Annotated in this window: 18 protein-coding genes and 1 tRNA gene; 8 read left to right on the top strand and 11 right to left on the bottom strand. The window is 66.2% G+C overall.

The window, feature by feature from the left end; translation table 11 throughout:
* The first annotated feature begins 18 nt into the window (after positions 1-18).
* Positions 19-3,192, top strand: coding sequence for an AAA family ATPase (locus BST14_RS12845; protein ID WP_083064832.1), 3,174 nt, complete (start codon positions 19-21; stop codon positions 3,190-3,192).
* Between the two features lie 20 nt (positions 3,193-3,212).
* On the opposite strand, the gene BST14_RS12840 is transcribed toward BST14_RS12845, so the two are convergent.
* Positions 3,213-3,776, bottom strand: coding sequence for a TetR/AcrR family transcriptional regulator (locus BST14_RS12840; RefSeq protein ID WP_083064831.1), 564 nt, complete (start codon positions 3,774-3,776; stop codon positions 3,213-3,215).
* Between the two features lie 195 nt (positions 3,777-3,971).
* Between BST14_RS12840 and BST14_RS12835 the strand changes: the two genes are divergently transcribed.
* Complete coding sequence (locus BST14_RS12835; RefSeq protein WP_083064830.1) at positions 3,972-5,186, top strand: cytochrome P450; 1,215 nt, start codon at positions 3,972-3,974, stop codon at positions 5,184-5,186.
* 4 nt (positions 5,187-5,190) lie between these two features.
* Here the strand turns inward: BST14_RS12835 and cwsA are convergent, their stop codons facing one another.
* Positions 5,191-5,625, bottom strand: a complete 435-nt coding sequence (gene cwsA / locus BST14_RS12830; protein WP_083064829.1) for a cell wall synthesis protein CwsA — start codon at positions 5,623-5,625, stop codon at positions 5,191-5,193.
* A 169-nt stretch (positions 5,626-5,794) separates the two neighbouring features.
* Here cwsA and BST14_RS12825 point away from each other — a divergent pair, with 169 nt between their 5' ends.
* On the top strand, positions 5,795-6,343 hold the full coding sequence (locus BST14_RS12825; RefSeq protein WP_083064828.1) for a peptidylprolyl isomerase: 549 nt from the start codon (positions 5,795-5,797) through the stop codon (positions 6,341-6,343).
* Between the two features lie 25 nt (positions 6,344-6,368).
* Here the strand turns inward: BST14_RS12825 and BST14_RS12820 are convergent, their stop codons facing one another.
* Positions 6,369-6,794: a PH domain-containing protein gene (locus BST14_RS12820; protein ID WP_083064853.1), complete on the bottom strand. Its 426-nt coding sequence runs from the start codon at positions 6,792-6,794 to the stop codon at positions 6,369-6,371.
* A 155-nt stretch (positions 6,795-6,949) separates the two neighbouring features.
* Positions 6,950-7,231 carry a cell division protein CrgA gene (gene crgA / locus BST14_RS12815; protein WP_083064827.1) on the bottom strand — a complete coding sequence of 94 codons (282 nt, stop codon included), beginning with the start codon at positions 7,229-7,231 and terminating at the stop codon, positions 6,950-6,952.
* Between the two features lie 130 nt (positions 7,232-7,361).
* Between crgA and BST14_RS12810 the strand changes: the two genes are divergently transcribed.
* Positions 7,362-8,105, top strand: coding sequence for a DUF881 domain-containing protein (locus tag BST14_RS12810; RefSeq protein ID WP_083064826.1), 744 nt, complete (start codon positions 7,362-7,364; stop codon positions 8,103-8,105).
* Between the two features lie 48 nt (positions 8,106-8,153).
* A complete protein-coding gene (locus tag BST14_RS12805; RefSeq protein ID WP_083064825.1) occupies positions 8,154-8,840 on the top strand; it encodes an aminodeoxychorismate/anthranilate synthase component II in 687 nt (228 codons plus the stop codon).
* Here the strand turns inward: BST14_RS12805 and pknB are convergent.
* The 7 genes from pknB to BST14_RS12770 form a co-directional block, all read right to left on the bottom strand.
* Positions 8,818-10,698, bottom strand: coding sequence for a Stk1 family PASTA domain-containing Ser/Thr kinase (gene pknB / locus BST14_RS12800; RefSeq protein ID WP_083064824.1), 1,881 nt, complete (start codon positions 10,696-10,698; stop codon positions 8,818-8,820). The genes BST14_RS12805 and pknB overlap by 23 nt on opposite strands.
* Positions 10,695-11,978 carry a serine/threonine-protein kinase gene (locus tag BST14_RS12795; protein ID WP_083064823.1) on the bottom strand — a complete coding sequence of 428 codons (1,284 nt, stop codon included), beginning with the start codon at positions 11,976-11,978 and terminating at the stop codon, positions 10,695-10,697. Before BST14_RS12795 ends, pknB begins: the two co-directional genes overlap by 4 nt.
* Complete coding sequence (gene pbpA / locus BST14_RS12790) at positions 11,975-13,453, bottom strand: D,D-transpeptidase PbpA (protein WP_083064822.1); 1,479 nt, start codon at positions 13,451-13,453, stop codon at positions 11,975-11,977. The genes BST14_RS12795 and pbpA overlap by 4 nt, the downstream gene beginning before the upstream one ends.
* On the bottom strand, positions 13,450-14,859 hold the full coding sequence (locus tag BST14_RS12785) for an FtsW/RodA/SpoVE family cell cycle protein (protein WP_083064821.1): 1,410 nt from the start codon (positions 14,857-14,859) through the stop codon (positions 13,450-13,452). The genes pbpA and BST14_RS12785 overlap by 4 nt, the downstream gene beginning before the upstream one ends.
* On the bottom strand, positions 14,856-16,364 hold the full coding sequence (locus BST14_RS12780; RefSeq protein ID WP_083064820.1) for a PP2C family protein-serine/threonine phosphatase: 1,509 nt from the start codon (positions 16,362-16,364) through the stop codon (positions 14,856-14,858). The genes BST14_RS12785 and BST14_RS12780 overlap by 4 nt, the downstream gene beginning before the upstream one ends.
* Positions 16,361-16,828: an FHA domain-containing protein FhaB/FipA gene (locus tag BST14_RS12775; protein WP_067934792.1), complete on the bottom strand. Its 468-nt coding sequence runs from the start codon at positions 16,826-16,828 to the stop codon at positions 16,361-16,363. Before BST14_RS12775 ends, BST14_RS12780 begins: the two co-directional genes overlap by 4 nt.
* Before the next feature lie 124 nt (positions 16,829-16,952).
* Positions 16,953-18,575 carry an FHA domain-containing protein gene (locus BST14_RS12770; RefSeq protein WP_083064819.1) on the bottom strand — a complete coding sequence of 541 codons (1,623 nt, stop codon included), beginning with the start codon at positions 18,573-18,575 and terminating at the stop codon, positions 16,953-16,955.
* A 251-nt stretch (positions 18,576-18,826) separates the two neighbouring features.
* Between BST14_RS12770 and BST14_RS12765 the strand changes: the two genes are divergently transcribed.
* The 3 genes from BST14_RS12765 to BST14_RS12755 all read left to right on the top strand — a co-directional run bounded on the left by BST14_RS12765 (position 18,827) and on the right by BST14_RS12755 (position 21,027).
* Positions 18,827-18,909: transfer RNA gene (locus BST14_RS12765), tRNA-Leu, on the top strand.
* A gap of 196 nt (positions 18,910-19,105) precedes the next feature.
* A complete protein-coding gene (locus BST14_RS12760) occupies positions 19,106-20,044 on the top strand; it encodes an abortive infection family protein (RefSeq protein WP_083064818.1) in 939 nt (312 codons plus the stop codon).
* 158 nt (positions 20,045-20,202) lie between these two features.
* Complete coding sequence (locus BST14_RS12755) at positions 20,203-21,027, top strand: AAA family ATPase (protein ID WP_245845389.1); 825 nt, start codon at positions 20,203-20,205, stop codon at positions 21,025-21,027.
* Positions 21,028-21,726: the final 699 nt, after the last annotated feature.

Below are 21,726 nucleotides of genomic sequence, written 5' to 3'. Positions count from 1 at the left end.
GGATTGGCGGAGGGTCGGATGGCGACCGTAGCGGCGTGCCCGGCGTGCGGGACCGAGTACCTCGAGAATGCGCGGTTCTGTCACGGGTGCGGCGCGGCGGTTGCCGAGCCCGCCGCCCTTGCGGAGTACAAGCAGGTATCGGTGCTGTTCGCCGACGTCGTGCGTTCCATGGACATCGCCACGGCCGTCGGTGCGGAGCGGCTGCGCGAAATCATGGCCGAGTTGGTCGACCGCTGCAGCAAGGTGGTGCACCGTTACGGGGGCACGGTGGACAAGTTCACCGGCGACGGGATCATGGCGGTCTTCGGCGCACCCGCAGCAATGGAAGACCACGCCGTTCGCGCCTGCCTCGCGGCCTTGGGCGTACAGGGAGAGATCAAGCACCTCGCTACCGACGTTCAACGGCGCGACGGTGTCGACCTGCAGCTACGCGTGGGACTGAACTCGGGTCAGGTCATCGCGGGTGAGATCGGTTCGGGGCGGTTGCGCTACACCGCAATCGGCGATCAAGTCGGGATGGCGCAACGGATGGAGTCCGTGGCGCCGCCGGGTGGGGTGATGCTCAGCGAATCCACCGCCCGACTGGTTCAGCAGGTCGCCCTGCTGGGCGACGCCGAGCAGGTGCGCATCAAGGGCAGCGCGTTTCCGGTGCTGGCCCGGCGCCTGCTCAGCGTGACCGGCGGTTCCCAGCGAAGTGACGACCTGCAAGGCGCCTTGGTCGGGCGAGAGCTGGAAGTGACAACGATCGCCGGCCTGCTGGATCGATCGATGAGCGGGCGAGGATGTGTGGTCTGTGTCGTCGGGCCGGCGGGCATCGGCAAAACGCGACTCACCGATGAGGCGATCACGCTGGCCGACCGTCGCGGCATTGTGGTGTCGTCAGTTTTCTGCGAGTCGCATGCCAGCGATGTTCCCTTTCTGGTGGCGGCGGGCCTGCTGCGCGAAGCCGCCCGCATAACCGGTCTCGACGACGAGGCGGCGCGCGCACAGGTGCGCGCCGGCGTCCCCGACGCTTCCGACGACGACGTCCTGCTGCTCTACGACCTGATGGGCATTCGGGATCCCGACACGCCCCCTCCTTCGATCCATCCGGACGCGCGACGACGACGGTTGAGCGCACTGATCAACTCTTTGTCATTGGCCCGAACCCACCCGGTCCTCTACATCATCGAAGATGTGCATTGGATCGACGAGGTCAGCGAGTCGATGCTGGCCGAATTCCTCACGGTCATACCGCAAACGCCGTCTATGGTTCTGATCACCTACCGCCCCGACTATCGCGGCGTCTTAACGGAAGTGCCTGGCGCACAGACGATCTCGCTGGCGCCGCTAACCGATCCGGAAGCCGCTGTGCTGCTTGACGAATTGTTGGGCACCGATCCGTCGGTCTCCGGCATCAAAGAGCTCGTCGCCGAACGGTCGGGCGGAAATCCATTTTTCGCACAGGAAATGGTGCGCGAGCTCGCGGAGCGCCGCGTGCTCGATGGTGAGCGCGGCGGTTTCACCTGCGCCACAGATCTGGCCGAGGTCACCGTCCCGGCAACCCTGCAGGCCACCATCGCCGCGCGCATCGACCGTTTGGAGGCCGAGGCCAAACAGACGCTGAACGCCGCGGCGGTCATCGGCTCGCGTTTCACGCCCGAACTACTCGCCGCGGTGGGCAACGACCCCGCACTCGACGCACTCGTGACGGCCGCGCTGATCGATCAGGTCCGATTCATCCCCGGCGCCGAGTTCGCCTTCCGTCACCCGCTGATACGCGCCGTGGCTTACGAATCGCAGTTGAAGGCCGATCGCGCCCAGATGCACCGCCGCCTGGCCGCCGCCATCGAGGCTCGCGAGCCGGAATCGAGCGACCAGAACGCGGCGCTGATCGCCGAACACCTGGAAGCCGCCGGTGACCTGCGGGAGGCCTATGGCTGGCACATGCGCGCCGCGACGTGGGCGAGATACCGCGACATCGCCGCGGCGCGGCTGAGTTGGGAAAGCGCCACAAGGATCGCCGACTCATTGGCCACCGATGAGCAAGACCGGGCGGCGATGTGCATCGCGCCGCGCACCATGTTGTGCGGGATCGCCTGGCGCGTGCATGTAAGCAACATCGGGGACCGCTTCGATGAGTTGCGGAAGTTGTGCAGCGCCGCGGGAGATAAGGCGTCCCTGGCCGTAGCGATGGCGGGGCTGGTGGTGGATCACGCGTTCCAGGACAGGGTGCGCGAGGCCTCACGGCTGGCATCCGAGGCGATCGCCCTCATCGAGTCCATCGGTGACCCGACGCTGACGGTGGCACTGTCCTTCACCCCGATCCGCGCCAAGATAGCAACCGGCGAGTGGGTCGAGACGCATCGCTTGTCACAGAGGGTCATCGACCTGGCTGAAGGCGATCCCGCGAAGGGCAACTTCCTGTTCGGGTCTCCCCTGGCGCTCGCGCTCGCCCAGCGCGGTACCGCCCGATGGGCCCTGGGGCTTGCCGACTGGCGAGACGATTTGCGGCGCGGCGTCGAAATGGCGCATGGCGCCGATTCCCTGTCCTACGTCACGGTCGTCAGCTACGTCTACACCAGCGGGATACCGGCCGGTGCGCTGCGGCCCGACGATTCCGCGGTGCGCGCTATCGAGGAGGCGCTGGCGATCGCCCAACCATCCGGTGACAACCTCCAATTGGGGGTGGCCTGGCTGACGCTGGGCCTTGCGCTGGTACAACGCCACACCGAAGCCGAGCGTGCTCGCGGGCGCGAGCTGCTGACCGAGGTCCGTGAAGTGTTCCAGCGCGGCGGTCACTTCCTGTGCGATCTCCCCATGATTGACGTCTACATAGCCCGCGAGACGGCGCGCAGTGGCGATCCCGACCAGGCGATCCAGCTGATGCGCACTGCGGTCGACCGTCTGATCCGTGGGGGGCAAGCGCTTTCGTGGGGCGTATTGACGACAGGCGTTTTCGTGGACACCCTGCTCGACCGCGGAACCGAACCCGACGTGGCCGAAGCCGGCGCCGCGATCGAGCGGTTGGCGAACGAGCCCGCCGATGGGAACCTGGCGATGCGTGAGACATGGCTGCAGCGGATGAGGGCCTTACTGGCACGGGCACAAGGCGATCTCGATACCTACGCGCAGCACCGGGATCGCTATCGCGACCTGGCGAGAACGCTCGGCTTCGAAGGCCATACCGCATGGGCCGAGGCGATGTGGTAGCCCTCGCCTTCCGCCTGCGACTACTGGCCCTCCCCTGCCCCCGCATAGGACGAGCCGAGAAAGCGCTCCACCAGGGTCCGTTCGGCGGCGGCGTCTTTGAGCGGCCAGCCCCACAGCGCCAGGAACACGCGGATCAGCCATTGCGCGGCGAGCGGATCGTCGTTGTCGGGCCCCAGCATTTCGGCGGCCAAGGCCGTGACGGCCGGTGAGCTGATGACCCAGTCGCTGACCGGGGCGGCGTGAATCGACCGCATGAGCTGGGCCAGTGGATCGCAGCGCAGCCGTTCGAGCGCCATGATCGTGGCGGTCACGACGCGCTCGCGGCCGGTGAGGTCCTTGATGGCTTCCCGGGTGGTGTCGACGATGCGGGCGGCTTGGAGGCGGATCACCGCGTCGCGGATCGTCGCCTTGCCGCCGGCATGGCGGTAGATGGTCGCCGGTGAGCAGTGCACCCGGGCGGCCAGGGACTCGATCGTGAAATCTTCGTATCCGCGGCGGGCGATGAGGTCGGCCGCCGCGGTGTAGATCCGTTCGGCGGCTTCGCTACGACGGTCGCGGCCGACCAACCAGTCATCACCAGGCATCCGTCCATGCTCCACCGTCTGCGGCCCACGGAAATGCTTTTCGCAACGTGAGAATACGCAACGTGATTTTCTCAACAGAAGGTGCTGCTGGCAACGGGTGCGCGCAGTCCGCCGCGCTCGGCCGGGACCGTGGACGTTCCTCAACTTGTCCGCATCCCATTGACCCACCGGTGCTGCGCATCGAGCCTGAAACACATGGCGGTCTTGGACAAGGCGATCCGATTCTTCGGCAGCGACGCGATACAGGACCCCTACCCCCTGTTCGACCGCATGCGGGCCGAGGCGCCGGTGCACCGCATCAGCGACTCCGAGTTCTACGCCGTATGCGGTTGGGACGCCGTGCAAGAGGCGGTCGATCGGGTGGAGGATTTTTCGTCCAACCTGACCGCGACCATGGTCTTCCACGAAGACGGCACCGTGCGCCCGTTCGGCATGGGCGCGCCGGGGGGACCGACTCACGCACTGGCCACCGCGGACGACCCGGTGCATGCCATGCACCGCAAGATTTTACTGCCGCATTTGTCCGCCAAGCGAATTCGGATCATCGAGCAATTCGCGGTCGAGACCGCCCACCGTCTTTGGGAAGACAACCTGCGTGGCGGTCAGATCGAATGGATGAGCGCAATTGCCAACCGCCTGCCGATGATGGTGGTCTGCAAGTTGCTGGGCCTGCCCGATGATGACGTCGACAGGCTGATCCGCCTGGGCTACGCCACCACCACGCTGCTCGACGGCATCGTCACATCCGAACAGCTCGAGCGGGCCGGTCTGGCCGCGATAGAACTGTCCGCCTACGTAATGGATCATTTCGAAAGGGCAAGTGACACTGACCAATCCACGTTGATCCCCGACTTGGCCGCGCGCTACGCATCGGGTGAGCTCGAGCAGGTTCCGGCGCTGGGCATCATGCTCACGCTGTTCAGCGCGGCCGGCGAATCGACAGCCTCGCTGCTGGGCAGCGCCGTGTGGATCCTCACCGATCGCCCGGCGATTCAGTTGAAGCTGCGCGAGAAGCCGGAATTGCTAGGGGGATTCATCGAAGAGGTGTTGCGCTTCGAGCCGCCGTTTCGCGGTCATTACCGCCACGTTTGGCACGACACCACGCTGGGTGGGGTTGACGTGCCGGCCGACTCGCATCTGCTGTTGATGTGGGGAGCGGCCAATCGGGACCCGGCGCACTTCGAAGCGCCCAACGAATTTCGGCTCGGCCGTGCCACCGGCAAGGGTCACCTGAGCTTCGGCAGGGGCGTGCATTTCTGCGTGGGGGCCGCGCTGGCCCGGTTGGAGGCTAGAATCGTCCTGAGCATGCTGCTCGAGCGCACCGCATGGATTGACGGTACGGACGTCGGGGAATGGCTCCCGAGCATTCTGGTTCGGCGCCGCGAACGAATACGACTCGCGGCGCGGTGAACCGTTATGGACGCGGCTGCACCTCGACGCTGGGCGGCCGCGACTGGGGGTCCTGGGGCTTCGATCGCACGGAGCGCCGGATGATGCTGAATGCGGCGGCGCCGCCGGCGAGCACGGCAACGGCAACGCCCGCGAACAACAGCGGGCGCTTGTTCCGGCGCTGCGCGCGTCGCGCGTCCTGCAGCGCCTGGGGCAGGCCGGTCACCACCTCCTGTGCGGCGGCCAGCTCCTGGGCAAGAGTTTCTTGGGCCGCGGCGAGGTCTCGGGCCAGCCGCCCCTCTTGGTACCGGCGACGCAGCCGCGCCGCGGTCGACTGCGCGGACTGGACGCTCAGGCCGACCACCCCCCGGGTGAGGTCCACCGGTCCTTGTGCCGAATAGCTCAGGCCGCGGGCCAAGCGCTGCCTCGGGGTCAGCCGGGAATCCACCTTCGCGCTCATCTGTCGCCTTTCTGTCCCGCTGGTCCAGCCGGCCGTGAAGCCGGCTCAAAGCGTCCGATACCCAACAGACTGCCAGCATAGGGACGTCGTCGTCGGCGGTGCGCGGGCGCCGCTATTTCGGTGACGCTTCCGCCTTGGGTGACACCGCGCGCGGCAGCGCCCGCCGGTAATGGCAGACTCTCATGCCGTGACCAACAGCCCCTTTCAGACTGCCACCGCCACGCTCCACACCAACCGCGGCGACATCAAGGTCGCCCTTTTCGGGAACCACGCGCCCAAGACCGTCGCCAACTTCGTTGGCCTGGCCCAGGGCACCAAGGAGTACTCGACGCAGAACGCATCGGGAGGCTCTTCCGGCCCCTTCTACGACGGCGCGGTCTTCCACCGGGTGATCCGGGGCTTCATGATTCAGGGCGGCGACCCGACCGGAACGGGTCGCGGCGGCCCGGGCTACAAGTTCGCCGACGAGTTCCACCCCGAGCTGCAATTCGACAAGCCCTACCTGCTGGCGATGGCCAACGCGGGCCCCGGCACCAACGGGTCACAGTTCTTCATCACCGTCGGCGAAACCCCGCACCTGAACCGGCGCCACACGATCTTCGGCGAAGTGACCGATCCCGAATCGCAGAAGGTCGTCGACGCCATCTCCACGACGGGCACCGACGGCAACGACCGTCCCACCGAGCCGGTCGTCATCGAGTCGATCACCATCTCCTGAACCCCGCAGCCGGCCGTGGGCCCGCTCAGCGCTGCTGGCGGCCCGCGTAGCCCGCTTCGGTGAGCGCGTCGAGCACCTGCACCGGGTCCGTTCCGAGGTCCCATCGGGAGAACAGCACCAGGTCGTCGTCGGCCGTCTCGACCTCAAGTAATCGCACCCTCCGCCCGTAGCGGCGGAACTCGATGATGCGGATGATCTTGATGTCGGAATGCTGCAATACCTGCGTTCGGAACCAACCGCGCACCACCAGGCCGTCGGGCGTGATTGCCAGCTTGGGACGCGCGCGCCACGAAACGCCGGCAAACAACAGCAGACCGGCTGCGGCAACGCCCGCCAGAATCCGCCCGGGCGGGTCTGTGACCACGGTCACAGCCGCGATAGCCATCAAAACGGCCGCGGCTCCACAACCAGCGATTCCCGCTGTGTGCGGCTCCCATTCCGTTTGCTGCATGCGGTCCTTAGCCCCTCCCACCACGGCCTATGTAGTTATCCACAACAGCTATCAACAGTGGGGATAAATCACACGCGTGTGATTGGCTGGTTTAAAAGTTGCTGACGCGTTAACAGATCAGCCTAAAAATGAATTCATTACGCTGGCCGTCCCGCTCAGTGCCAGCGCATCGTGAGCAACAAGCCGGTGATCATGAAAGCGAACGCGATCGCGTAATTCCACGGGCCCAGTTGCGCCATCCAGTTGAGGGCGGCCGGCGCCTGGCTCCCAACGGCGGCCAGCTGGAACACCATCAGCCAGACGAGGCCGATCAGCATGAGACCGATGAACAGCGCGACAAACCACACGCTCGACGGCCCGACCTTGACTTTCACCGGCGTGCGGCTGACCGCGCTGACGGTGAAGTCGTTCTTCTTGCGGACCTTGGACTTGGGCATGATTACCTCGCGGATTACCTCAACGACACGGTGAGCGGGACGGGGTGCAACGATAAACACCTGCAGTTGCACCCGTGACTTGGCTACGAGACTAACTCACCTGGGACGGTGACCAGGAAATGGAGACTCGATGATCCAGACGCGCCGGTCGCCATGGCGCTTCGGCGTCCCGGTGGTGTGTCTGCTGGCCGGACTGTTGCTCGCCGCCACCCACGGAGTCTCCGGCGGCGCCGAAATCCGCCGCAGCGACGCTCCCCGGCTGGTGGACCTGGTGCGCGAGGCGCAGTCGTCGGTGAACCGTCTCAGCGCCCAACGCGAGCAACTGACGGGCAAGATCGACGCCGCGCACGGCCGGTCCTCGGGCGCCGCCCTGTCGGCCATGCAGCGCCGCTCTACTCAGCTCGCCGGCGAGGCGGGCATGAGCCCGGTGCACGGGCCGGGGCTGGTGGTCACGCTGGCCGACGCCCAGCGCGACGCCAACGGCCGCTTCCCGCGCGACGCCTCCCCAGACGACCTGGTGGTGCATCAGCAAGACATCGAGGCCGTGCTCAACACGCTGTGGAGCGCAGGGGCCGAGGCGATCCAGATGCAAGATCAGCGGATCATCGCCACGTCGGTGCCGCGCTGCGTCGGCAACACGCTGCTGCTCAACGGACGGACCTACAGCCCGCCGTACACGATCACCGCGATCGGCAACGCGGCGGCCATGCAAGCCGCCCTGGCCGCCGCTCCCCTGGTGACCCTGTACAAGCAATACGTGGTCCGCTTCGGCCTCGGCTACGACGAAGCGGTGAAGTCCGACGTGCAGGTGGTCGGTCATTTCGAGCCCGACCGGCTGCATTTCGCGCAGTCCAACGGGCCCATCGGCTACTGAAGTGCACTGACCAGCTGCACGGGCGCCGCCAGACGGTAGCCTGACACGATGCGGATCCTGGTTGTCGATAATTACGACAGCTTCGTGTTCAACCTGGTGCAGTACCTCGGTCAGCTGGGTGTGAACGCGGAAGTCTGGCGCAACGACGACACCCGGCTCTCCGACCAGGCAGCCGTCGCCCGGCAGTTCGACGGCGTGCTGCTTAGTCCGGGCCCGGGCACCCCGGAACGCGCGGGCGCGTCGATCCCGATGGTTCGCGCCTGTGCCGCCGAGCGGACGCCGCTGCTGGGGGTCTGCCTGGGGCACCAGGCCATCGGCGTCGCATTCGGCGCCACCGTCGACCGCGCCCCCGAACTGCTGCACGGCAAGACCAGCAGCGTCCATCACACCAATGCGGGTGTGCTGCAAGGGCTTCCGGATCCATTCACGGCGACCCGCTACCACTCGCTGACCATCCTGCCCGAGTCGTTGCCGCCGGTACTGCAGGTCACGGCCCACACCCCGAGCGGCGTGATCATGGGCGTGCGGCACAGTGAATTACCGATCCACGGGGTCCAGTTCCACCCGGAGTCGATCCTCACCGAGGGCGGCCACCGAATGTTGGCGAACTGGCTCGCCGATTGTGGGTGGGAGCGCGACGACACGTTGGTGCGCCGGCTCGAGAATGAGGTGCACGCCGCGGTGCGGCCGTATTTCCCGTCCGAACCGGCGGCTACTGACCGAACTTCAGCGTGATGATGCCGTCGCGGTTGACCCCGGCGCCCGCCGGCGGGTTCTGATAGACCACCCGGTGGGACTGGGAGCCCCCGGCGTCGACGTCGGCGCCCTTGTCCAGGATGCCCGTCCAGCCCAGCGCCCGTAGCCGTGGTTCGGCGTCAGTCCAGAACATGCCGGATAGGTCGGGCATGACGAACTGGTTGCCCTTGGACACCTGCAACTCGATCACCGAGTCCACCGGAACCGTCTGGCCCTTGGGCGGATTGGTGCCGATCACTTCGCCGGCCGAGCGGGTGCTGTCCACCTGCACCTGGGTGACCTTGCTGAAACCGTAGACGGCCAGATTCTTCTGCGCGATGTCCACGGTCTGGCCGGCGACATCGGGGACCTGCTTGGTCTCGGGCCCGGAACCGACGATGAGGGTGACGACATTAGTGATCGCCGACGTCTGGTTGGCCGGCGGGTTGGTCCCGATCACCTTGCCCAGCAGCTCCGGGGTCGACGGCGAGTTGGCCTGCTTGAACTTACTGAAGCCCGCGGCCTTCAGCTTGGCGACCGCGTCGGCGTAGCTCAGCGAGGAGACATCGGGCACCTCGCGCTGTTCGGGGCCGGTGGAGACGTTGATCGTGATCTCATCGCCCGCATTGACCGACGCGTTGGCGCCCGGGTCGGTACCGATGACGTGGTCGGGCGGGACGGTCGAATCCGGCTTTTGCAATGTCCGGGTCTTGAAGCCGTGGTTCTGCAGCGCCGCGATGGCGTCGGCGGACACCTGCCCTCGCACGTCGGGCACCTGCACGTCGCGGGCGCTGCCGCCAAAGGTGTTGAAAGCAATGACGACAACGATCGTCAGGACAGCGAGCGCGGCGACCGCGACGATCCAACGGCCGACCGAACCGACGCTGCGGTCCTCGCCCGCGTCGGCGAGAATCTGACGCGGCAGCGGATCGGTGCGCGTCGGGCCGGAGCTACCCGCACCCGAGGACAGCAGCGAGCTGCGGTCGGCGTCGGTGAGCACCCTGGGCGCTTCGGGCTTCTCGCCGTTGTGCACCCGAACCAGATCGGCCCGCATCTCCGCCGCGGTCTGGTAGCGGTTGTCGGGGTTCTTGGCCAGCGCCTTGAGCACCACGGCGTCGAGGTCGGCCGAGATGCCGTTGTGCCGCTGCGACGGCGGGACCGGATCTTCCCGAACATGTTGATACGCAACGGCGACGGGCGAATCCCCGGTGAAAGGCGGTTCGCCCGTGAGGATTTCGTAAAGGACGCAGCCCAAGGAGTACACGTCGGAACGCGCGTCGACGGTGTCGCCGCGGGCCTGCTCGGGGGACAGGTACTGCGCGGTTCCGATCACCGCGGCGGTCTGGGTGACGCTGTTGCCGCTGTCGGCGATCGCGCGGGCGATGCCGAAGTCCATCACCTTGACCGCGTTGGTGGTGCTGATCATGATGTTGGCCGGCTTGACGTCGCGGTGGATGATGCCGTTCTGGTGGCTGAAGTTCAACGCCTGGCACGCGTCGGCGATGATCTCGATGGCCCGGCGCGGCGGCAGCGGGCCATCGGTGTGCACGATGTCGCGCAGGGTGACGCCGTCGACGTATTCCATGACGATGTAGGGCAGCGGACCCGTGGGCGTCTCGGCCTCACCGGTGTCGTAGACGGCGACGATGGACGGGTGATTCAGCGCGGCGGCGTTTTGCGCCTCGCGCCGGAAGCGAAGGTAGAAGCTGGGGTCGCGGGCCAGATCTGCGCGCAGCACCTTGACCGCGACATCGCGATGCAAGCGGACGTCGCGGGCCAGGTGAACCTCGGACATGCCCCCGAAGCCCAGGATTTCGCCCAGTTCGTAGCGGTCAGACAGGTGCTGCGGTGTGGTCATTGCGGTGTTCCGTGTCGGGCCGGCACGTTGTGGAAGCCGGAAGTCCCTATTGTCCCGTCATCCGGCCAATCCAGCCGCACACCGGGCCGGGCCCCCGAACCGCTCGGCGTATTGCTCGCCGGCGGCGCGGATGCGGGTGGGGTCCCGGTGTCCGTCACGGTAGGCGGCTGTTGCTGCTGGTCCGTCCGCGAATTGATGACGATGAGCACCGCGATGATGATCGCCAGCGCGCCGAGCACACCGGCGGCCCACAACAGGGCCCGCTGACCCGACGAGAAGGTCCGCCTGGCCGGGGGCGGGCGATGGCCGCCGGTGGTCGGCCGCGACCGTCGGGGCGCGGCGCTTCGGCCCGGGGACACCGCGGCGGCGCGGGTGGTGGGGCTGGACGGAATGGCCGCCGGCGAAGCGCGGCCCGGAGGCGGCGACTGGCTGGGCCGCGGCGGACGACGGCCGGCGCGCACCGCGGCCACGGCGTCGGCGAACGGCCCACCGCTGCGGTAGCGCATCGCGGGGTTCTTCACCAGGGTGATCTCGATGAGCTCGCGGACGTTGGGCGGGAGCTCCGCGGGCAGCGGCGGCGGCGGTTCTTTGATGTGCTTCATGGCCACCGTCAGCGCGCCATCGCCGGTAAACGGCCGCTTGCCCGAAACAACCTCGTAGCCAACGACTCCCAGCGAGTACACGTCGCTGGACGGGGTGGCGTCGTGACCCAGGGCCTGTTCGGGCGCGATGTATTGGGCGGTGCCCATCACCATCCCCGTCTGGGTCACCGGCGCGGCGTCCACCGCCTTGGCGATGCCGAAGTCGGTGATCTTCACCTGGCCGGTCGGGGTGATCAGGATGTTCCCGGGCTTCACGTCGCGGTGCACCAGGCCGGCGGCGTGCGCCACTTGCAGGGCGCGACCGGTCTGCTCGAGCATGTCCAGCGCGTGCCGCAGCGACAGCCGGCCGGTGCGCTTGAGCACCGAGTTCAGCGGCTCACCGTTGACCAGCTCCATCACCAGGTAGGCGGTCCGGCCTTCCCCGTCGAGCTGGCTTTCGCCGTAGTCGTGGACGGCGGCGATGCCGGGGTGGTTGAGCATCGCGGTCGTACGCGCTTCGGCGCGGAACCGCTCGATGAACTCGGGGTCCTGGGAGAACTCCTGCTTGAGGACCTTGACCGCGACGCGCCGACCCAGCCGGCTGTCCACCGCCTCCCACACCTGCCCCATGCCGCCGGTGGCGATCAGGCGCTGAAGGCGGTATCTGCCAGACAGCGTCACACCAACTCGCGGGCTCATGGTCCTCCCTGTAGCGCAGCCTGGATGACAGCCCGTCCGATCGGCGCGGCGAGTGCACCCCCCGTCGCGGACAGGCGGTCGGCGCCATTCTCCACCAACACCGCCACGGCGACCTTCGGGGTCTGTGCGGGCGCGAAAGCGATGTACCACGCGTGCGGCGGGGTGTGCCGCGGATCGCTGCCATGCTCTGCGGTACCAGTCTTCGATGCGATCTGCACGCCGGGAATGGCCCCTTTCTGTTGTGCGACCCTCTCGGCGCCGACCATCAGCTCTGTTAGCTTAGCGGCGACCTGCGGTGACACGGCGCGCCGCTGCTCATACGGTGCTGTGGTGCTGATGGTGGTCAGGTCGGGCCCCTTGAGGCTGTCGACCAGGTAGGGCTGCATCGTCACCCCATCGTTCGCGATGGTCGCGGCGATTTCGGCGTTCTGCAGAGGTGTCATGGCGACATCCTTCTGGCCGATGCTCGTCATTCCCAGCGCCGCGGCGTCCGGAATGATCCCGATGGTCGATTCCGCTACCTGCAGCGGGATGACGCTGGGCGTGCTGTCCAGCCCGAACGAGCGAGCCATGTTGCGCAGCGCGTCGGACCCGGTACGGAGCCCGAGCTGGACAAAAGCGGTGTTGCAGGACAGGGCAAAGGCCTGCTGCAGCGACACCGTCGGCTCGTTGCCACACGACTCCCCACCGTAGTTCTCCAAAGTCGCGGTGCTGTTGGGTAGCGGAATCGACCGCGCCGCGGTCAGCTGCTCGGTGTCGGAAGCACCGCCCTGCAGCGCGGCCGCGGTGGTGATCACTTTGAAGGTGGATCCGGGCGGGTAGGTCTCCGAGATGGCACGGTTCGCCAGGGGATTGTCCGGGTCGTCACGCAACTTCTGCCACGCCTGTGCCTGCACCTCGGGATCGTGTGACGACAACAGGTTGGGGTCATACGACGGGGACGACACCATCGCCAAGATCCTGCCGGTCGACGGCTCGAGGGCGACGACGGCGCCCTTGCACGGCGGACCGCCGCAGCCCTGTTGCATCGCGTCCCAGGCGGCCTGCTGAACCCGCGGCTTGATCGTGGTGCCGACGTTCGCCCCGCGCGGATCGCGACCGGTGAAGAAGTCGGCCAGCCTGCGCCCGAACAGCCGCTCGTCGGAGCCGTTCAACAGCGGATCCTCGGCGCGCTCCAGGCCGGTGCTGGAATATCGCAGCGAGTAGAAACCGGTGACCGGCGCGTACACCGCGGGGTTGGGATACACACGCAGGAAGCGGTAGCGGTTGTCGGTGGCCGCCGAGTAGGCCAATAGCTGGCCGCCGGCCACGATCTGCCCGCGCTGACGCGAATACTCGTCGAGCAGGACCCGCTGGTTGCGCGGGTCGGCACGCAGCGAGTCGGCGGCGAAGACCTGCGTCATGGTGGCGTTGATCAACAGCAACACGATCAACGCCATCACGGTCACCGAGATCCGGCGCAGGGAGGCGTTCATACTTTCTCGATCACCTCGGTGCCGGCCGCCGCAATCGGCGGCTGGTTGCGTGCCCGGGTGCGCAGCGGACGACGGGCGCTGTGCGAGATGCGCGCCAGGATGGCCAGCAGCACATAGTTCGCCAGCAAGGACGAGCCGCCGTAGGACATCCACGGGGTGGTCAACCCGGTCAGGGGAATGAGCTGGGTTACCCCGCCGACGACGATGAACAGCTGAAGGGCCAGCGTCGATGCCAGACCCGCGGCCAGCAGCTTGCCGAAGCTGTCGCGGGTGGCGATGGCAGTGCGCAGGCCCCGCACGATGACGATGGTGTAGAGCATCAAAATGCTGGCCAAGCCCACCAGCCCGAGCTCCTCGCCGAACGCGGCGATGATGAAGTCGGTCGAGGCGGCGGGCACGGTGTCCGGCTGGCCGTTGCCGAGACCCGTGCCGAAGATGCCGCCGGTGGCGAAGCTGAAGAGCGACTGGACGATCTGGTAGCCGCTGCCGTCGGGGTCGGAGAACGGGTCCCACCACATCTGCACCCGCACCCGAACGTGGGCGAAAATGTAGTACGCGACAACGCTTCCCGCGACGAACAACACCAGGCCGATGCCCACCCAACTGAAGCGTTGAGTGGCAAGGTAGACCACCACCAGAAACGACGTGTACAGCAGTAGCGAAGTGCCGAGGTCTTTTTCGAAGGCCATCACGCCAACGGAGATCACCCACGCCGCCAGCAGGGGTGCGAGGTCGCGGGGGCGGGGCAACGTCAAACCCATGAAATGCTTACCGACGCTGGTGAAGAGGCCGCGCTTGGCGATCAGCACCGCGGAGAAAAAGATCAGCAGCAGAATCTTGGAGAATTCGGCGGGCTGAATTGAGAAGCCCGGCAAGCGAATCCAGATCTTGGCGCCGTTCTGTTCGGACAGCGATGCCGGCAGCAGGGCGGGAATGACCAGCAGAATCAGACCGACCAGTCCGCATATGTAGCCGTAGCGCGCCAGCTGCCGATGGTCTTTCAAGAACGTGACAACAAGGGAGAAGGTCACCACGCCGATCAGGGTCCACAGCATCTGCTGGGTCGCGCTGGGGTGGTGGCGGCCGCTGAGCTGGTTGGTGACAAGATCGAGCCGGTGAATCATCACCAAACCAAGACCGTTGAGTAGCGCCACAATTGGCAACAGCAGCGGATCGGTGTAGGGCGCGAAGCGCCTGACGGCCAAGTGTGCCGACCCGAAAACGATAAGGAACACCAGTGCGTAGCTGATCGCGGTCCAATGCAGGTCGCGCGCTTGGTTGGCTTCGACTATCAGCAGCGCGGCGACGGTGATCAGTGCGGCGAAGCCCAGGAGCAACAACTCGGCATTGCGACGGGTGGGCAACGGGGGCGTGACCGCGACCGGCGGCTGAAGCTGTGTCGTCATGCCACCGTCCGGCAATCGATGCCCGGTTGGAGTGGTGGCCCGGGAAGCGCGGTGACTGTCTGCGACGTGGTCGTCGGACCTGCCGGCGCAGAGTTCGCGGGGCCGTTGGCGCTCGTGCTCGGTGGGGGGCTGGCGCTCGAAGAGCTGGAGGTCGGTGGTGCTGGTGATGCCGTGGTGCCGGATTCTGGTGTTCCGCCGCGGGGGATCGGCGATCCGGGTGGCGAGGTGGCGCGCGGGGGCGGACAGATCGGCAGCAGGTATTCGGCCAGCAGATGCCGAAGTTGCGATTCGGCCTGGTCCAGGCTGCCGCCGGGTAGTCCGGTTTGAACCTGGACCTGTCCTGGGCGGCGCAGGTCTTGCAGCGTCATCAGCTGGCAATTGGCGTGTCCACCGGACTGCCCGTAGCTGACCAGCGAGAGCTCGTTGCGCGGGTTGACGCAGCCCACCAGGTAGGGATGCTGCAACGGGACGCCCAACAGGGTTCCCTGAATTCCGCGGACGATGGCGATTTTGCCGCTGTATTCCGCGACGTAGTAGTTGCGCTGGATGACCCACCATCCGACCGTTAGGCCGGCGAACATCAACAGCGCCGCCAGCGCGACCGCCAGGAACGTCCTCCGCCGTGACCAGCGCGGCCGACTCGGTGTTTCTGGTTGCGGCGCAACGCGTTTAGCGGACTCATCGCGCGGCCGGATCGCCGAGGCGCGTCCGGCGGAGGTGTTGGGCAGGGTCATCTGATCCTCGTCGCCCGACACCGCGCCGGCGAGGATCGGCTGGGTCTGACCGTAGTCGTAGTCGACCACGTCGGCGACCACGACGGTCACGTTGTCGGGCCCTCCACCGCGCAGCGCCAACTCGATGAGGCGGTAGGCCGCCTCGGCGACGTCGGGGATCTGCAACGCCTCGAGGATGGTCTCGTCGCTCACCGGATCCGATAACCCGTCGGAGCACAGCAGATAGCGGTCGCCGGCGCGAGCCTCGCGCATGGTCAACGTCGGCTCAACCTCGTGACCGGTCAGCGCCCGCATGATCAACGACCGCTGCGGGTGGCTGTGGGCCTCTTCCCGGGTGATCCGGCCTTCGTCGACCAACGTCTGGACGAACGTGTCGTCCTTGGTGATCTGGGTGAGCTCGCCGTCGCGCAGCAGGTAGCCGCGCGAGTCACCGATGTGCACCAACCCGATGCGATCGCCGGCGAACAGGATCGCGGTGAGGGTGGTGCCCATCCCCTCCAGCTCGGGTTCGGCTTCGACCTGCGCGGCGATGGCCGCATTGCCGGAACGGACCGCGTTGTCGAGCTTGGCCAGCAGATCGCCGCCCGGCTCGTCGTCGTCGAGGTGGGCCAGCGCGGCGATCACCAGTTGGGAGGCCACCTCCCCGGCGGCGTGACCACCCATGCCGTCGGCCAGCGCGAGCAGTCGCGCGCCGGCATAGACCGAGTCTTCGTTGTTGGCGCGTACCAGGCCGCGATCACTCCGCGCGGCATATCGCAGGACCAGCGTCACGGGCGCAACTCGATCGCCGTCTTGCCGATCCGAATCGGCGTCCCGATTGGAACTCGTACCGCAGTCGTCACCTTCGCCCTGTCAAGGTAAGTACCGTTGGTCGATCCTAGATCCTCGACGTACCACTCCGAGCCGCGCTGAGTCAGCCGGGCGTGCCGCGTCGAGGCGTAGTCGTCGGTGAGCACCAGCGTGGAGTCGTCAGCCCGTCCGATCAAGACCGGCTGTCCGCTGAGGGTGATGCGTCCGCCCGCCAGCGCCCCTTCGGTGACCACCAGATAGCGGGCCGCATGCCGGCGCTGGCGGCTCGGCAATAGCGTACTGCGCAGAGCCAATCCCCGGCGCACCATGACAGCACCGGTGGGCGCGTAGATGTCTGTCCGAAGGATTCGCAGCACGGACCAGATGAATACCCACAGCAGCATTAAAAATCCGGCGCGCGTCAGCTGCAGTACCAGTCCCTGCATCTGGCGTCCTTTCCGTCCTAGCGTCGCATCCCTGGCGCCCGTGACTCCGAGCACATCGGCTACGTCACGATACTTGGACGGCGGTCGACACGGGGCGAAGCATGGCAGCGTCAGGCCCAGTGGCCTAGTGGATCCGGACGATGATCTCCGAATGGCCCAAGCGGATCACGTCGCCATCGGCCAGCTGCCACTCCTGGATCGGTGCATTGTTCACCGTGGTGCCGTTGGTCGAGTTCAGATCGGATAGCAGCGCGACGTGTCCGTCCCAGCGGATCTCGAGGTGCCGCCGTGACACGCCGGTGTCGGGCAACCGGAACTGAGCGTCCTGCCCGCGGCCCACGATGTTGGAGCCCTCGCGGAGCTGGTAGGTGCGACCGCTGCCGTCGTCGAGCTGCAGGGTAACCGTGGTTCCGCCGGCGCCGTAGCCGCCCTGGCCGTAGCCGCCGTAGCCACCCGCCGGTTGGCCATAGTCGGCGGGCTGGCCGTAGTCGGCGGCCTGGCCGTACTCCGCCGGCTGCCCGTACTCCGCCGGCTGACCGTACTCCGCCGGCTGGCCGTACTCATACTCGGGGCTGGCCGCCTCGGGGTAGCCACCCCCCGGACCGCCGTAGGTGCCGCCCGGCACGGGCTCGGAGTACTGCGTGTACTCGCTGGAACCGTAGTCCTGGCGGCCGTATCCCCCGCCCTGCTGGTAGCCCTGGTCGTATCCCCCGCCCTGCTCCGGGTAGGCCGGGCGTTGTTCTGGCGGGGCGTAGCCGCCCTCGTCCTGGCGGGCCGGACCGCGTCCGTAATCGCCGTATCCGCCGTAGCCCTGCTGACCGCCGGGCGGGCCGTAGCCGCCGCCCTGGCGGTATCCCTGGTCGTAGCCCTGGCCGCCGTAACCGCCGCCGGGGACGGGCGGACGCTGCTCGTAGGACTGCGGGTAACCGCCCTGTCCCTGCTCGGGGTAGCCGCGCTGGTCTGGGTAACCCTGCTGAGGCGGGTAGCCGCCCTGTCCCTGCTCGGGGTAGCCGCGCTGGTCTGGGTAGCCCTGCTGAGGCGGGTAGCCGCCGTGCCCCTGCTCCGGGTAGCCGCCCTGCTCGGGATGCCGGGGCGGCGGGTAGCCCTGCTGAGGTGGATAGCCCCCCTGCTCGGGCGGATATCCACCCCGCTGGTCGGGTGCGGCCTGCTGGTCCGGACCACCGCGCGCGTCGTCTTGGGGACGCCCGTAGCGGTCGTCGTAGTACTCGTCGCCGGGCCGCCCCGGCCCCTGAGCCCCGCGGTAGCCAGAATTGTCAGTCATCGCTGCTACTCCTCGTTCTTCGCCGAACGCATTATTCGATTGTGGCCGGACGGAGTCGTCGACCGTCGGGCGGGGCGCGACATCAGGGTTGACAGCACCACGGGCGCGGTACTGGCCGGTGTGCAGGTTCGTCGACTGCTCGAACCGGACGACCACTTCACCATACGTTTGCCACCCCTGTTCGTGGATGTAGTCAGCCACGTGCCTCGCGAAAGCGCTCGACGTGAGAGTTGGATCGGCGCTCACCTTCTCGAAGTCGTGCACACCGAGGGTAATGATGTATTCGTTGGGGGCCAAAAGGCGATTTCCGTGCAGCTTCTGCACCCCATCACGCGCCTCCCGGCATAACAGGGCTTCAATCTCTTGCGGGGTGATCGATCCACCGAATACCCGGGCGAAGGCGTCGTCTACCGCCGCCTCGAGTTTGCGTTCGATCCGCGCGACCAGCCCCCGTTGGCTACTCATGTTCTACCGTTCGCGTGCACTTGCCATGAGGTATTGCCGGTGGACGGCAAACGAATCACCTCGGTGCTGGATCACTCTCGCATGGTATCGGGACTTCATGTCGCCGGGGCACTTTCGAAATCGTGAGAAATGCATCGGCCCAGTTCAGGGCCGTGGCGACCGACGGGCGCTGGTGCGGGGCGTTGTGCCGCCCCACCGCGGCGGTTCGGGGAACGGGCCATTAGAGTGATATGGTCCATCGGTTGTTTTCCGGGCGAGTGGCGGAATGGCAGACGCGCTGGCTTCAGGTGCCAGTGTCCTTCGGGACGTGGGGGTTCAAGTCCCCCTTCGCCCACACTGAGCGGTTCGACGAACCGCGACGCGAAAGGTCACGAACTCGAAAGGGTTCGTGACCTTTGTGTTTGGTGAGGAGATTGGCCGAAAACGCGACTTTCATCGCGATCGGGGACACGGTCTCGCAGATCCCATAATCTTTGAAGCGCACCTGATCCACGGGGGTCGGGCCCCGACCACAAAAGAACTGTAGGGGCATGGCGACGAAGCTCATCACCCAAGTGACGCGCCGCAGGATCTTCGACACCATCAACCTGTCGAAGGTGCTGTGGGAGGGAAGGTTGGAAGAGCCCGACTTCTTGGCGCGCATCTACGACTTGGATTCTATGCCGAGCACTGATTCGAGGTACAAGTCCGCCGCGGGTGATATCTGGCAGCATCGCGTCAACAACCCTGAAGACTGGCCAGACGACTGGACATTCACCGACAGCCGGTTTGGGTTGCAACACGGCGACGACGAGCTCGTCCTGCGATTCCTCGCAGAGACGCTGCACCCCGTCGTGAGACCTGATGAAGAGCAAGTTGCCGGACTCCTTAAGTCGTTCAACGAAGCACTGGCGCGAGACGGCTACGAGCTCTACCCGGCTGATTGGATCAGTGGCCATGCTGTCTACGGATGGCGTCGTCGGGACTCCTTTCATGGCGCGACTCCGGAACTTCGGCTCCGCGAACGTGAACTTCTGACCGACCCAGTGGTGCTGGAAGAGCATCTTGTACGCATTCGTGACAGCCTGGCTTCCGATCCGGCCGCGGCAATTTCGTCGTCGAAGAACCTGGTCGAGAGTTTGTTCAGGATCATTCTCGACCGCTCAGGCGTGGCATACGGGCAGCGGGAGGACATACCTCAGCTTTATCGACACGTCGCCGATCTTCTTGAGCTGAAAGCAGATTCGGTTCCCGAGAGTGCGAAAGGAAGCGAATCCGCGCAGCAGATCTTGCGCACGCTTGTCACCACAATCCAGTCGCTGGCCGAGCTGCGCAACGAGCTAGGCATCGGCCACGGGCAATCCTCCCGGAGCGTGGCACTTGCGAGTCACGCGCGATTGGCGCTGAATGCAACGGTCACTGTCGCAGAGTTTGTTTTGGATACATGGCACGCCCGGGTGGTCGCTGGGCGTCTCAAACCTCTGGACTAAGCGTCCCAACGCGTGCAGCACAGTGGGCGCTGATTAACAGGCGGTGCCCAATCTCCGCGTGATCTGCCGGAGCGTTGTTTGGTCCAGGGACGCTGTATTCGGAGACGCCGCGGTTTCAGGTCTACACCACCCCTGCTGATCGCGGTCATGCCGTTGCCGTGATCGAGGCGATCATGACCGACGCCGATGGCGCCAAAAACCTCTACCGTGGTCGAGCGTTGACCGCATCCGAGAACAACGGCCTAGTCCTCGAGGTCACGGAGATCCCGGCCCTTACTCGCACGAATGTGATTGTGCCCAAGACGGTATGGGACGAGATCGACCTCAACATTGCCGCGCTGACCACCCATCGACAGTTGATGTCCCAGTTGGGCCTAGGGATACGGCGCGGAATCTTGCTCGCCGGTCCGCCCGGGGTCGGCAAGACCGCAATCTCGCAAACCATCGCCGCTGAACTCGTCGGGCCGTTCACCGTGATCGATGTCGATGCCCGCGCCGGCAAATCAGTGCTGTCCGCAGTGTACAAAGAAGCACGTGCACTAGGACCGACCGTGATCGTGCTTGAGGACATCGACCTCATCGTCGGTAACCGCCGCCACCACGGCGAGGTTCGTCCGATTTCGGAGTTCTTGGCTGTCATGGATACAGACCCCTCAGCGCCGATCTTGACGCTGGCTTCCACCAACGACGTTGCGGCTTTGGACGCGGCGGCGATCCGGACCGCACGATTCGACTCGATCATCGAGATCGGCTATCCCACACGCGAGGCCGCCGCGCATATCCTGACCACTTACCTGCGGGGCATTCCCGGAGCCGAATCCGTTGATGCCAGCCAAGTTGCCTCCCACTTCAATGCCGAAACCAATGGCGCTGACATCCGCGAAACCGTTCGCCGTACCGTGCTAGTCACCGAGACGGCACTCCTAGCCACCATCCAGTCCGGCCGCTTCAAACCCGAACTACCCCAAGGCACCTACCTGTAATCAACAGCGCAATCCCCGGCTTAGCCCTTTACCGGTCGACGCGGCGAACCCGCACAAGCTCACGGATCAGCGCGGCGGCCTGAAGACATGCTCGATTGAAAGAGCGCGCCGGTCACCACCCGTCGTAATATGTACCGCTCGAGTCGGTGCACGCACGATCCTTCACTCGCGTATCGACTTCGCCAAAAATTGCGGTGCAAGCGACACGCCGAGTCGAGCGCAGCAATCCAGACTGGTCTCGGCGGCAGCGCTTCAGCACACGTCGCTCATGCTCGAAAAGCAACACACCCCGATATTCCGGTACAAGAGCAACGTTTCCTTAACCGAACCCTCCGCCCACTCACGAGAACGCAACCGGCGACCGATGGGCCCGATCCAAGTCGCCGGCGCCTGCTACTGCCCAGCCGCCGAACGCCTCCTACGCGGCCATCACCTCCCTCGGACCCGCGACCTGTTGGCCAACGGCGGCTGGGAACACCGACATCAAATTGCGAGCCGTCCTGCCTTTCCTGATGGGCACCAACTCCCGGCCCTTCCTCGGCCGCCACCGCGGCCGGCCTCGGCTCGGGGCGCTGCCCACAGGCAAGTCAAGATCGAGCTCGTCTGCCCAGCAGTGCAACAATGACCGCGCTCGCTGAAATTCCCCTCTGACGCTTATCGAAATTCCCCACCCGTGTGGCTCCGCCGAGAAGGGCGGGC

It is taken from the genome of Mycobacterium arosiense ATCC BAA-1401 = DSM 45069 (assembly GCF_002086125.1).
Taxonomy (GTDB): Bacteria; Actinomycetota; Actinomycetes; order Mycobacteriales; family Mycobacteriaceae; genus Mycobacterium; species Mycobacterium arosiense.
Note: the sequence above shows the minus strand (reverse complement) of the source record. Positions and strands in the feature narration are given on the sequence as shown.